This window comes from Sporosarcina gallistercoris, assembly GCF_014836415.1.
Classification (GTDB): Bacteria; Bacillota; Bacilli; order Bacillales_A; family Planococcaceae; genus Sporosarcina; species Sporosarcina gallistercoris.
The window spans coordinates 61,977-75,567 of the sequence record NZ_JACSQY010000003.1 but is presented as its reverse complement, the minus strand read 5'-3'; the positions used below and the strand labels follow the sequence as shown (position 1 = coordinate 75,567).

General features: G+C 43.8%; 12 protein-coding genes. 6 read left to right on the top strand and 6 right to left on the bottom strand.

Annotated features, from left to right (window positions below):
• Positions 1 to 3: 3 nt before the first annotated feature.
• The 3 genes from H9659_RS05715 to H9659_RS05705 all read right to left on the bottom strand — a co-directional run bounded on the left by H9659_RS05715 (position 4) and on the right by H9659_RS05705 (position 3,593).
• Entirely contained in the window at positions 4 to 1,686 is a 1,683-nt protein-coding gene (locus H9659_RS05715) for a methyl-accepting chemotaxis protein (RefSeq protein ID WP_225217702.1), read from the bottom strand.
• A 108-nt stretch (positions 1,687 to 1,794) separates the two neighbouring features.
• Positions 1,795 to 2,481, bottom strand: a complete 687-nt coding sequence (locus tag H9659_RS05710) for a GNAT family protein (protein WP_191688974.1) — start codon at positions 2,479 to 2,481, stop codon at positions 1,795 to 1,797.
• Positions 2,478 to 3,593, bottom strand: coding sequence for a mandelate racemase/muconate lactonizing enzyme family protein (locus tag H9659_RS05705; RefSeq protein ID WP_191688973.1), 1,116 nt, complete (start codon positions 3,591 to 3,593; stop codon positions 2,478 to 2,480). The genes H9659_RS05710 and H9659_RS05705 overlap by 4 nt, the downstream gene beginning before the upstream one ends.
• Positions 3,594 to 3,680: 87 nt before the next feature.
• Here H9659_RS05705 and H9659_RS05700 point away from each other — a divergent pair, with 87 nt between their 5' ends.
• On the top strand, positions 3,681 to 4,922 hold the full coding sequence (locus H9659_RS05700) for an HTH domain-containing protein (RefSeq protein WP_191688972.1): 1,242 nt from the start codon (positions 3,681 to 3,683) through the stop codon (positions 4,920 to 4,922).
• A gap of 56 nt (positions 4,923 to 4,978) precedes the next feature.
• Here the strand turns inward: H9659_RS05700 and nhaC are convergent, their stop codons facing one another.
• Positions 4,979 to 6,457, bottom strand: coding sequence for a Na+/H+ antiporter NhaC (gene nhaC / locus H9659_RS05695; protein WP_191688971.1), 1,479 nt, complete (start codon positions 6,455 to 6,457; stop codon positions 4,979 to 4,981).
• Positions 6,458 to 6,681: 224 nt separating this feature from the next.
• Here nhaC and H9659_RS05690 point away from each other — a divergent pair, with 224 nt between their 5' ends.
• The 4 genes from H9659_RS05690 (at position 6,682) to H9659_RS05675 (ending at position 10,825) form a co-directional block, all read left to right on the top strand.
• Positions 6,682 to 7,545: a YitT family protein gene (locus tag H9659_RS05690; protein WP_191688970.1), complete on the top strand. Its 864-nt coding sequence runs from the start codon at positions 6,682 to 6,684 to the stop codon at positions 7,543 to 7,545.
• Between the two features lie 325 nt (positions 7,546 to 7,870).
• On the top strand, positions 7,871 to 8,206 hold the full coding sequence (locus H9659_RS05685) for a DUF5658 family protein (RefSeq protein WP_191688969.1): 336 nt from the start codon (positions 7,871 to 7,873) through the stop codon (positions 8,204 to 8,206).
• An 81-nt stretch (positions 8,207 to 8,287) separates the two neighbouring features.
• Complete coding sequence (locus H9659_RS05680; protein WP_191688968.1) at positions 8,288 to 10,240, top strand: GTP-binding protein; 1,953 nt, start codon at positions 8,288 to 8,290, stop codon at positions 10,238 to 10,240.
• Positions 10,241 to 10,255: 15 nt separating this feature from the next.
• Entirely contained in the window at positions 10,256 to 10,825 is a 570-nt protein-coding gene (locus tag H9659_RS05675) for an SLOG family protein (protein WP_225217685.1), read from the top strand.
• A 418-nt stretch (positions 10,826 to 11,243) separates the two neighbouring features.
• Here H9659_RS05675 and cyoE read toward each other — a convergent pair whose 3' ends face one another.
• The gene (gene cyoE, locus H9659_RS05670; RefSeq protein ID WP_191688967.1) at positions 11,244 to 12,158 is read right to left on the bottom strand and encodes a heme o synthase; all 915 of its coding nucleotides are present in this window, start codon (positions 12,156 to 12,158) and stop codon (positions 11,244 to 11,246) included.
• A gap of 167 nt (positions 12,159 to 12,325) precedes the next feature.
• Entirely contained in the window at positions 12,326 to 12,952 is a 627-nt protein-coding gene (locus H9659_RS05665; RefSeq protein ID WP_191688966.1) for an SIMPL domain-containing protein, read from the bottom strand.
• Between the two features lie 130 nt (positions 12,953 to 13,082).
• Here H9659_RS05665 and H9659_RS05660 point away from each other — a divergent pair, with 130 nt between their 5' ends.
• The gene (locus tag H9659_RS05660; protein ID WP_225217684.1) at positions 13,083 to 13,580 is read left to right on the top strand and encodes a TspO/MBR family protein; all 498 of its coding nucleotides are present in this window, start codon (positions 13,083 to 13,085) and stop codon (positions 13,578 to 13,580) included.
• Positions 13,581 to 13,591 lie beyond the last annotated feature (11 nt).

Genomic DNA, 13,591 nt, shown 5'->3' with positions numbered 1-13,591 from the left:
TATTCATATCGTAAATTGGTTCATATTTTGTTGTAATTTCTCCGCAAGTTCGGCAAGAAGTTGGGCGCTCGTGGAGATCTCTTCGTTGACAGCCAGTTGTTCCTCCGATGACACGCGTGCCGATTCCGCTTCATCCGCTGCTTGTTGAGCTAACAATTCAATGGAATTCGCATGATCCACAACATGCTGGATCATGGCCTTCATCCTATTAATGGATTTCGCGACCATACTTACCCGCTCATCTACATCAGATGCAGCTCTTTCGATTTCTTCAAACACTTCACTCGTTCTGCCTGTTACTTCAAGCCCCTCTTGCATATGACTTGCACTCACTTCTGTTTGTTCGACAGCTTGCTTCACATTTTCAATCATAACAGCAATGAGCTGATCGATTTCAGCGGATGAACGTTTCGATTGCTCTGCTAAATTCCGAACTTCTTCAGCCACAACGGCGAACCCTTTTCCATGTTCTCCAGCACGTGCTGCTTCAATAGCCGCATTCAGCGCCAGTAAATTGGTTTGATCCGCTAACCCTGTAATCATCGAAGTTACGCCACGGATATTTTCCGAGTGATGCGCCATTTCTGTTATCGATCGCGAGGAGTTCTTCATTAAAGAACTGATTGATGACATTTTAGCTGAAAATGTTGCCAATGAAGCTGAACCTTCTTGTACCAATTTCGTTACTTTTTCCGAAGAATTAAGCATTTCATCATTATCTGAAGAAATCGTATCCACGGTACTGAGAACTTTACCGATTGCAGCATTCGATTCGGAAACGAGCGATTGTTGGTCAGTACTCGCTTGTAAGCTTTGCTTAGCGATACTGGCAACCGTTTCCGAGGCAGCCAAGCTTTCTTCTGCTCCAGCAGAAAGTTGTTCAGCTTGAGCTGCAAGCTGATGCGCAGAATCTCGGACATGTGTCATGACGGATCTTAGATTGCTCGACATGCCGTTAAATGCAGTCGCCATATCGCCAATTTCGTCTTTGTTTTTAACTGTTACCGGTTCAGCCGACAAGTCACCGGATGCGATTTGCTGAAATGCTTCTGTCATCTGCCCGACAGGACGGGCAATCATCCTGCTGATCATCCGAGCAATAACGATTCCAGCCACTACTGCTAGGACTGCCATAGCGATAATCATTAGTTTTACCGTCTGAATGGATTTCTCTAAGTCTTTCTCCGCCTTACCACGGGCTTTTTCTTGTGAAGTAATCAGTTCGGAAATCTGGCCAGCCATCACGTCTTGATAAAGGGAGGCTTGTGAAGAAACTTCGATTCCCCGTTCTTTTGACTCGACTTGATAGCCTTTTATGGCTTTATCCGTCAACTCATCATAACTTGTGGAAGAGCTAATGATTTCCGAAAGCAGTTCTTTGTTTTTCTTTGTATGCAGCATTTTTTCTAATGTTTGCGACTTCTCTTTGAACTCTTTTATGAGGGATTCTCGACTTTCTAAATAAGAGATCTGATCAAAAATCATGTATCCACGTATTTCATTGGACTTTTGACTTTGTATTGCATTCAGCTGCTCCAGAAGCATCACTTTCTGAATCCGATCATTGATAAGTACTTTGTACTCACGATCCAGTGTAGTCAGCGCCCAAAAGCTGGCTGATCCCATCACTACCATAATGATCAATACAGCTAGAAATCCAAACCACAGTCTCTTTCCAACAGTCATTCTCACAATATGTACCCACCTAACTATAGTAGAATAGATTTAGTATATCGTACTAATAGATAGGCGTATAGGTCTAGAAACAGAAAAAAATCATTATTCACACAGACCTTATCGTTTTCGTTTTTTGTACGTGACAGTGTATCCTTCCTCACGCAATTGAATGGAAGTTCCGATCCACCCGGCTTGTAGAAGTTTCTGCTGTTCTGTTGTCTCTCCCATTCCTACTTCAATAGGATCGTTATTTGTAACGGCCGCTTCAGTTGCTAGATTTTTCATCATAATATAACGTGTGAGTGTTTCGTATTTCACACGAAGTGCGGCGATATGCATCCCTAGCTCGAGTTTGTCTTTAATGCTCGCAATATTGAACGGCGCAACTGTGGAGCACACATACGTATACTGTTCTGTGTCGACTTCTTCCATCACGACCTTCCCGAGCTGACGCTGCAACCCGTTCCCTTGAAATGCCGGATCGACATTCGTGATTTCTGAATACAGGACGGAACTCCATTGTTCTTGAGGAATGCCCGCATCTTCCCCCAAATGTTCCGGATCATCACCAGGATCGAGCAGTGCACGAAAAGCAATCAGATTGCCTTCAGCGTGTACTCCTACGAGGACTCCGTTTCCTTCTAAAATATATTCAAATTCTTCGTCGGTTAACGGTTGCAAAAATGTTTTGTCGGTTAAATGCTCAATGACTTTCGTCTGTAACAGCTTTATTTCAGGCAAATCGGACTTCGTTAACTTGACAACAGGCAGTGAAGTACCATCCTTGAGGGTTACCGAGTTCATAGAGACACCACTTTTTCACTAAAAACTGTCAGTTCAGCTAAATCGGATTCATCGATTTCAATACCGAGTCCAGGCTTTTCGTTCAAGCGGATATGGGGGACATCATAGTGTAAGTTACCCACATCTTTGCTGAATTTCAAGGGTCCAGTCAATTCAACACTTGTGATTGCCTTTTGAGAAAATGCTACGTGGAAACCTGCTGCTGAGCCGATTGATGACTCGACCATCGATCCCACTTGGCAGTCGATGCCTGCCATTTCTGCCATGTGTGCGAGTTTCATTGCGGGATACATCCCCCCACATTTCATTAACTTGATATTCACTTTGTCTGCAGCACGCTTTGCGATGATTTCTCTCATTTCACGGAATCCCCGAAGTCCTTCATCCGCCATCAAAGGCGTTGCACTCTTCGATTTCACCTCAACCAATCCATCGATATCATCGGCTTTTACAGGCTGTTCAAGCCAGTCCAGATGACAAGACTCCAGCTTCTTCATTGCCTGAAGTGTCGTTGAACTGTTGACCCAACCTTGGTTGACGTCGACTCGGATGGCGATTTCCTCTCCTACACGCTCCCGAACTGCTTGAATGCGCTTCACGTCTTCAGATGCATTTGTTCCTACTTTCATTTTAAACGACGTATATCCAGCTTTCATGCGTTGAGCTGCCTCTTCCGCCATCGCTTCAGGCTCTCCGATACTTAAGACATGTGTAATCGGGAATTCACTATGGTAACGGCCACCGAGTAATTGATAGGCTGGTATTCCGAGACTTTTACCAACGGCATCGAAACAAGCGATGTCAATGGCCGCTTTCGCAGTTGGAACCCCGTAAATCTCTTTGTCCATCGTTTCATGCAGACGTTCAAATTCACCTGGATCAAGACCTAATACAGCCGGCGCTAGAGTATGGCGTAAAACGGCAAATGTGCCTTCCCAGCTTTCACCTGTAACATGGTCATCTGCCACTGCTTCACCATACCCAACGATTCCTGTATCCGTTGTGAGTTTTACGATGATTGAAGGCATGTCATCATATGTTGCATAACTAATGACGAATGGCTCATGGAGTGGTAGTCTAATAGCAAATATCTCAATTTCTTTAATTTTCATAAAAATCTCCCCTTTCTACTTGGCAAGTACCCCTTTTCATTGTATCATTGTCGTTAAATAGTCGCTAATTAAAAAGGGGATTGAAAAATGAGAACAAAAGTCGCTATTTTCGGATCCAAGGAATTCTGCCAACGTGCTGTTCAATTCACCGAACAACGCAGTGAACTCGTATTGGATTTATATCCATATACCGTGCCTAGTGAATCACCAGATCTCTTGAAAAAGTTGCTTCCTTGTGACGCAATCCTTTTTTCAGGATCGCTCCCTTACATAGCTTCCACTGAAATACTAGCATCGATTCCAGTACCCGCCATTTATCTGAAACAAGATGAAACTGAAATTACAACGACTTTACTTGCAATTTCACTGCACCACTCGCTGGAACTGGAAAACATGTCGATAGATGTTCGTGATCGCAGAGTTTTTGAGAACGTTTTAGCGGATATCAAAGCGGATGGACAACGCCCTCGCATTTATCAGTTGGAAGAAGATTATGCGTTACAAGAACTTATTGACTTTCATGCATCTGCTTATGAAAATAACCCTTCAAATGTCGCTGTTACGAGTGTGCACGCAGTTTATGATTGTTTGGTCGAACAATCGGTCCCTGTTTTCAAGATGATCAGTGTGAAAAGTTCATTTTTGAAAACAATCGACCGTGTTTGCCAAGAAGCTCTTCTACAAAAAAGCGAAACGTCAAAAATTGCTGCGGGGATTTTAGGTGTATCCATTCCCACTATTGAATTGAAGGACACGTCTGAAAAACTTGCGCAGCTGTTGCACGCTCATTGCATCCATACAGAGGAAGGCATCTTGTTTTACACTACCCAAGGAGCTATTCAGACAGCACTACACAATCCGGAATTTCAGCAGCTCGCTGCACAATTGAGCGGACAGTTAGCTTTCGGAAGCGGCCGGACACTTACCGATGCAAAGGAAAACGCTGCAAGTGCACTCCGGTATATGCAAACCGAACCCAGCTCAGGCCCCTACTTATTGGATGAAAAAAAAGAGCTGCACACCCTTTTCCAACCGGCTGGAAATCCAATCGAATTGAGGGTGATTGAACCTGCACTCACTGATATTGCTGATAAGACCGCTCTAAGTCCAGCGGTTTTATCGAAGCTTGCTACATTCGGACAAAGTCGGCAGTCGACTTCATTCACTGCAAACGATTTGGCCAGTCACCTTGGAGTTTCCCGGAGAACTGCAGAACGAACGATTAAAAAGTTACTCTCGAGTGATTATGCGAATACAGTAGGCGAAGAGATGACATATCGTCAAGGAAGGCCCCGTTCTGTTTATGAGCTCAAATTTCCGATCTATTAAAGAAAAGGCTGTCCAGCAGATCAGTAATTACCTGATTTCCTGGACAGCCTCTTTTTTTAAGAATGGACGGGTACTTGTTGTTCTTCTTCTAAAGCATTCTCTAGTAATTTCTTATCTTCTTCATCCACACGCTGTTTTTCCTCGGCCGACATTTTTACAATCGAGAATCCAGTCAACGCATAGAGAATCGAAAGAATCGGTACGACAAAGTTTATGATTGCATAAGGTCCATATTCTGTTACACCCACGCCCAAGGTACCGAGTATGAAGACTCCACACGTATTCCAAGGGATGAATACAGACGTTAACGTCCCACCATCTTCAAGGGCACGAGATAAGTTTTTCGAACTGAGTCCTTTATCTTTATAGGCTTGACTGAACATACGTGAAGGGACAACAATCGAAATATATTGTTCTGAACAAGTTGCATTCGTCATGAAACACGCACCAATCGTTGAGATGATGAGTGAAGATGTCGACTTTACAACTTTCATAAGCTGATCCATAATCGCTTTCAACATTCCGGAATACTCTAAAATGCCACCAAATGTCATCGCAACAATTGTCATCGATACGGTATACATCATCGAATCCAAACCGCCGCCGTCAAACAATTTGTCGACGAGTTCGTTGCCTGTTTGAATAGAAAATCCTTCTTGTAAAGCTACTAACGCCTCTGTTACTGATCCGCCTTGAATGAAGATTTGGCTAAGGAAGCCCATCACGATTCCGACAATCAATGCTGGAACAGCAGGGACTTTTAGCGCCACCATCACAATTACTGCAAGTGGCACGAGTAATAGCCAAGGAGAAATCAAAAAGCTCTCTTTCATTACATTAGAAGTTTGAGCGATGTTCTCCATATCGAGATTCCCATCAGCAAAACGTCTGCCTAGCACTGTAAATACACCAAATGCAATGACGAGTGCAGGAATAGTTGTATAAAGCATGTGTTTGATATGATCGAAAAGGTCTGTCCCAGTTAGGCCGGAAGCTAAGTTCGTCGTGTCTGAAAGCGGTGACATTTTATCCCCGAAATAAGCACCTGAAATGACAGCACCAGCAACCATGCCCGCTGGAATTCCCATACTCAGTCCTATTCCCATTCCCGCAACACCGATTGTGGCCATCGTTGACCACGAACTTCCGATTGCTAGGGAGACGATTGAACAAATAATCATGATTGCGACCAAGAACCAAGCAGGTGTTATTAACTTCAGTCCGTAAAAAATCATCGTCGCGACAATTCCGCCACCCATCCAAGCGCCGATTGTGAGTCCGACGAGCATGATGATGACCACTGCAGGGAGGGCAAGCCGGATTCCCTTATACATCATTTCCTCTATTTCTTTCCAATTGAATCCATATTTCCAAGCGACAAGTGATGCAATCGAAGTACCAACGATTAACGGCATATGAGGGCCCTGTTTGAGCCATACCACTGTGACAAGCATAACACCTATCATAATGACTAGCGGCAGGATTGCCATCCAAAAATTAATCTCCCGTTTCTCTCTAGTTTTTCTCTGTTCCATTTGGAACCACCCCCAGTAAAATGTCAGACTAGCACTAAATGTCGCTTAATAGTCGTTAATCGAATAATAAACGCGCATTTCAGCATTGTCAATAGTTTTTCTGTAAACGGTTACAATGGTATACTTGTAAAATCAGAATGAGTCTGCACTTATTCAGCTCCCTCCTTCCCAGATATTGATAAGAATCTGGGCACAATTCTATAGAACAAAGGTGGTTACTTCCTATGAAAAAGGAGCATAAAAAGGAGACATTCTGGCACTTCGTACGCCGATATTTATTTATCGCGTTTGGTGCTGGGTTGGCAGCAGTTGCATTGGAACTATTTTTAATACCGAACTCCGTCATTGACGGAGGGATTATCGGGATTTCACTGATCGTCAATTATTTAAGCGACATCCCCTTCGGTATTCTGATTCTGCTTTTCAACATCCCTTTTGTATTTTTCGGGTACAAGCATATCGGTAAAAATTTCTTTCTCTCTTCCACTTTCGCCATCGTATTTTTGGCTGTCGTTGAATTTCCATTGAAAGCAGTCGGTCCCTTTGTGACGGACCCGCTTCTTGCGACAGCTTTTGGAGGCATCCTTCTTGGTGCAGGTGTAGGGATTGTCATCCGTAACGGTGGCGCTTTGGATGGAACGGAGATACTGGGAATTTTGTTGACGAAAAAAGTACCTTATTCTGTTGGTGAATTCGTGATGTTCCTTAACATCTTTATCTTCGGTTGGGCAGGATTTGTGCTCGGTCCTGAAAAAGCGATGTATTCGATTTTGACCTATTACATAGCGGCGAAAGCAATAGACGCAGTAATTCAAGGGTTCGATGAAACAAAAGCAGCCATCATCGTTTCGGATGAATACGAAGAAATGGCTGCTGCGATTGGCAAGCGTCTAGGTCGTTCCGTGACGAAGTTGCATGGTAAAGGCGGATTTAGTGACAATGAAAAGGATGTCATCTATGTAGTGGTGACACGTCTTGAGTTGACGAAGTTAAAAGAAATTGTTCACGATATAGATCCTTCTGCGTTTACGACCATTATGGATACGCAAGAGACCCACGGTTCCCGGTTCAAGTCTGCGATCCATTGATGGAAGAAAGGGCTGTTCCAAGAAGTCATACTCATGACTCTTGGGACAGCCCTTTTAACTTTCTTCTTATTGCTTTGCATAAGATAACTCGTTCTTTGCGAATTGAACAAAACAATCCGTTTTAAGTATTATTCTTCTATCACAAGCGCCCCTAATGTTATTGAAGGATTCATTTTATGGGAGTGCTAGTAGTGGAATTCTTACCTGTTTTAAGTTTGATATCTTCCCATTTTATCTGGCTAAAATTCCAACGCCTTGTATAGACGTTCTTTCCGTTATACATGCTGAAGCCAAATAGCAATGTTTAGCAGAAAGGAGTATTACTATGCAAGATGTGAAAAGAATTGAGGCTTCGGTCATAGTTGGTTCGAACCGATTGCTTTGGGTGTTGTTAGGCTTTTCTATCTTTGATGCCCTGGCTACAGATTTCGGATTACGTTCTGATCTGATTGAGGAAGCAAATCCATTGATTAAATACGTGTATGATCGTAATATTTTCGAATATTATTTTGTAAAACTTGGATTCCCTCTTAGTTTGTTCACTCTTCAATCAGTTCTTGCTCGTTCCCCTATCGTTCATAAACTTCTTCAATTTACGGTTGGTCTCTATTCAATCATATCCATGTTACATATTGCATGGTTGACCCTCCACTTCCGATAAAATCATGTCCTGCATTTCATCTAAAATCGGGTTGGTGCTATACTGTCAATACAACGACTTAGTGAAATGGCGGGTACATAGATGAAACAGACAATAGGAATTCTCGCACATGTGGACGCGGGGAAAACGACATTTTCGGAACAACTTCTTTTCTTGACGAAACAGATTCGGGAACGTGGCCGGGTGGATCATCAAGATGCTTTTTTGGACAATCATTCGATTGAACGTGCCCGAGGGATCACTGTGTTTGCGGAACAGGCGGAAATTGAATATGAAGGCAGTCAATTTACTCTGATCGATACTCCGGGTCACGCCGATTTCTCCCCTGAAATGGAACGTGCGGTTCAAGTGATGGACGCAGCAATTGTATTGGTGAGCGCTGTTGACGGTGTTCAAGGCCATACGGAGCGCGTTTGGCAATTATTGAGAGATGCAAAAGTTCCCACATTTTTATTCCTGAATAAGATGGATCGGGAAACAGCTGATGCAGCTGTCATTATGAGAGAAATCCAAGAAACGTTGTCAGTGGATTGTTTCGATCTGGAACATATCGGCAATGACGGATCGATGTCTGAGGAGTTAGTGGAGTGGCTTGCGGAGCTTGATGACTCTTTACTCGATCATTATTTAAACAGTGGTTATGATGCAGATTACTGGATGCAGATGTTAAAATTGCTTGTGTGGGAAGGAAAAGTCTTCCCCTGTGGAAAAGGATCTGCATTGAAGGATATTGGTGTCGAGCCTTTCTTTTCTTCATTCGTCCATCTTCTCAATCGTCCAAAAACGGATGAGTTCCGTAAGCCATTTGCAGCATCCGTCTATAAGATTCGTCATGATGAAAATGGGCAGCGCATTACGTATTTGAAGATTCTAAATGGGACACTGCATGTGCGTGATGAGTTAACGAATAAAGGACTTTCTGAAAAAATTACTCAAATCAGAGTCTATACCGGTACCAAATTCACCGCAATCCCTGAAGCGACAGCAGGAGACTTAGTCGCTGTAACGGGTCTGAACAATGCTGCTGCCGGGGAGACGTTCGGCCTTGAAAATAACATACAATCATTCAGTTCAGTTCCTGCACTTAAGGCTGCCGTTCAGTATGATGCTTCCTATTCCAGTAAAGACGTCTGGAACGTATTCAGCATGCTCGATGCAGAGGATCCGACTTTACACGCGGTTTGGAATGAGCACAGCCAGGAAATTGAAATCCGGGTCATGGGTGTGATTCAACTGGAGGTTTTACAGCAGATTGTCCAAGAGCGATTCAATATGACGGTTACGTTCGGAATTCCCACAATTCTTTACAAAGAAACCATCACTTCAACTGTTACAGGATACGGTCATTTCGAACCGCTCAAACATTATGCTGAAGTGCACGTCAAAATGGAACCTGCTGAGCGCGGTTCAGGCATTCGCTTCACATCCCGTTGTCATACGGATGCCCTCTCCTCTGGTCACCAGCGTGTTATTGAAAAGCATTTGTTTGAGCGTGATCATCATGGGATCTTGACGGGTTCGCCGCTTACCGATATTTCAGTGACATTATTGACGGGCCGTTCCCATAATGAGCATACTTCTGGCGGCGATTTCAGAGAAGCCCTATTCCGAGCACTTCGGCAAGGGTTGGAACAAGCTGGAAATCTGCTTCTTGAACCGTACTATAAATTTAAGATGAAAATCGACAGTGATCTCATAGGACGTGCATTGACAGACATCCAAACAGCCCATGGGAATTTTGATGCCCCTGAAACTGTCGGGAGTCAAACGATTGTCACTGGACGTGTTCCTGTTGCAACATTCATGAACTACAGTACAGAATTCGCTTCCTACACAGGCGGCAAAGGTGTTCTCATTTTGACACTGGACGGATATGGGGCTTGTCACAATCCTGAAGAAGTGGCGGAACTTATCGGGTACGACAAATCGGCTGATCCGGAATACTCTTCGTCATCGGTGTTTTGTGCAAAAGGTAAAGGATACGCGGTTCCTTGGCAAGAAGCAAAAGCCGCCATGCATTGTGAGGTTGAGTAGAAAGGAAGTGATTTCTTGAAACGAGTCATTATCACTGGATATAAACCCCACGAGCTCGGTATTTTCGATGCCAATCATCCTGGCATTAACATTATAAAGAAAGCCTTATCAGACAGGCTTCAAGGACTTGTTGAGAACGGATTGGAATGGGTGATTATTAGCGGTCAGCCTGGGTGTGAGACGTGGGCGGGACAAGTAGTGGATGAGTTGAGAAATACCTATCCGAGTCTTCAGCTGGCACTCATCACCCCATTTTTAGAGCAGGATAAAAATTGGAACGATATGAAAAAGCAAGATTATGAAGAACTTCAGCTTATGGCGGATTACCAAGTGAGTTTGACGAAGCGCCCATACGAAGCACCCTGGCAATTCATCGAGCGGGATAAGTTCTTGTTGAGGAATTCCGACGGATTGCTTGTCGTTTACGATGAAGAGAACGATGGATCACCGAAGTTCATGAAGCGGATGGCTGAAAAGTTTGCAGAGAAGCAACCGTATGAAGTCTTAACCATTTCTGCTGATGATCTGCAGCTCATTGCAGAAGACATCCAGCGTGCGGAGCAAGAAACTTTCATGGATTTTTGATTTGACGAAGTATATTGTCCGCGGGGACAACAAGATCGTAGATAGGCATATAAGGACTGAGTTGTAAGGTTTCTTGGTTAGAGATCATTGGGACACCACCTGACTGTAATGCATTTATGATATAATAAACGTAAAGAGCTCATCACCCGTTTCATGGATGATGAGCTCTTTATTTTTCAATTAGAAGGTTTTGACTGTCTAATGATGAATGACGAACCCCCGTTGATTGGAGCAGAAGGCGGCGACTCCGGAGGGATTAGCGAAGATTGAAGACCCCGCAGAAGCGTAGCGACGAGGAGGCTGAAATCGAGCCCCTCGGAAAGCGTCCGCCTGGAGCGCAAATCAACAGTCTCCCACGCGTAACCAACTATTAATGGACTTTTTCAGTGGCCTCCACGTGCACTCTGTCTTTTTTGTATCAAAGAATTGAAGTAGTCATGAGGATCATGGACATGAAGAAAATGGTCATGTAGTTCACGGAGTATAGGAACATCCATTGTGCCCATTTGTAATCATCTTTCATGAATAATCCTGCTAGTGCAAGGATGAAGAAACCGACGTTCATGACCGTCGTCAGTACGATGAAACCTGTACCGAATGCTGCCAGGAAAAATGGCAGTGGCAATAGACATGCGCTATAGACGATCGACTGACGCTTGGTCATAGGAATTCCTTTGACAACCGGAAGCATCGCAACGCCTGCTGCACGGTATTCGTCCACTTTCTTAATGGCAATTGCGAAAGTGTGAGGCATCTGCCAGATGAACAAGACCATGGCCAATACAATCGGTACCATGTGATAAGACGGTCCTACTGCTGCCCAGCCAATTAGTGGTGTTACAGCGCCTGACACACTGCCAATAACCGTATTGAGTGTATACTTCCGCTTTGACCACATCGTATACAGGACGACATACGTAAACCACCCTACAAATCCGTAAATTGCTGCACTTGGTGAAGCCGCGTATAGCAGGATGACCCCTAATACGGATAACCCGATCCCGATTTTAAGGATTGTCTCCATAGATATATTACCGGTTACAGTAGGTCGTTTTTGAGTACGCGCCATCACTCGGTCCAAGTCCACTTCGTACCAGTTATTTAGCGTAAGAGCTCCAGCCATCAGCATTGTACTACCTGTCATCGTTAAGAAAAAAAGAGAAATGTACTCCGCAAATGTGCCGCCATAGAAATAGATAGCAAGCCAGAACCCTGCGAAAACAGGAAGTATATTTGCAATGAGAACAGGGCCTTTAAATAAGTATTTCAGATCACTAGCAAGCGTTGACGCATGCTGTTCTTTTTCAAGAGTTCGCTCCATTGTTTTTTGCATAAGTTCGCATCCTTTGAAGAATGATAAGAAGGTAGAAGACATATTTCCTCCATACTACTATATCATCATTCGGACAGAAACAGAAAGACATGAAATGAAGAAAATGTGACATTTCTCTGGAATTCCGTCTCTCCAAAGGTGTGGACTCCTCTTTCATCCTTGTTTGGTTAACGATAACTATACGTTACAGTAACAGTTGCCCCTATTTCTAATGTACCCGGCTCAATTCGCGGAGAAGCGGCCATTTTCCCCATTTGAACAGCAAATGGTCCAGCATCACTTTGTAAACTTTCTTGAATAGTCACAGGTACATGATTTAATACTACTTCAGCCGCTAATGCAAGCGCTTGTGCATGAGCTTTCGCATTTTCAACTGCTTTACTTAACGCATGTTCATAAAGGTCTGTTATCTGTTCGATTCCGAATTGAATGGAAGACACCTCTGTGGCACCTGACAGTACGGCAGCGTCAATGATCTCCCCTATGTTCGACACGGTCCTCGAAGTCACACGAAGCTGATGATGTACTTCATAATCTCGAAAACGTTGCTGGCCATCGATGTAATCATATTGGGGAGAAACTGTATACGATGAAGTCTGTATGTCGTTTTCCTGTACGCCTAACGTGGAAAGCCGAGAAACTACTGACTGGGAGCGTTTCGTATTTTCAGCTTGGGCATCAGCTAATTGTTCCGCATGAGTTGTGATTCCAAGCTGAATGGTGACCAGATCAGGTTTCCCCGTGACACTTCCAGTTCCCGTGACAACCATCGTCTGACTTTGTTGCATACTCATACCATTTCACCCTTTCCGTGGTTTAGCAACCCTCTACCCTTTACTTTCCTATACTATTCAACTGGTGCCACATCCGTTTTACTGGATCGATACAGGGAATAAGAAAAACAATTGAAAGGAGTCGATAAAATTGAAAAACCCTGAAGCGGCTGCACCCATGAATCGGGGGAAATTAGCTAGGAATATTTTAGTACCTATTATCGGCGGTTCGATAACCGGCTGGCTAGCGAATCGAAATACCCAAAAGCAATATGCCAACCTGGAAAAACCTTCGTTCAGCCCGCCTCCTTCTGTATTTCCAATCGCTTGGACGGCTTTATATGGATTGATGGGCTATGCGAAATACCGGGCAGAACAGCATTCCAAGCCGAGCGTAGCACGAAAAGTACTGACCCCCTATGAACTGCAATTAGGACTGAATTACATCTGGTCCTTTCTCTTTTTCAAATGGAATTTACGCGGAACAGCACTTATCGAAATGACTATTTTGTTTGCGATGATTTCTTTAACCGCCTATGAGTTCAACAAAGTCGACAAATTGGCTGGAAAATTACTCGTTCCTTACTTGGGATGGGTTTCGTTTGCATGGATGTTGAATTATTCCATTTGGAAACTGAACAGAAAATGATCCACAAGGTT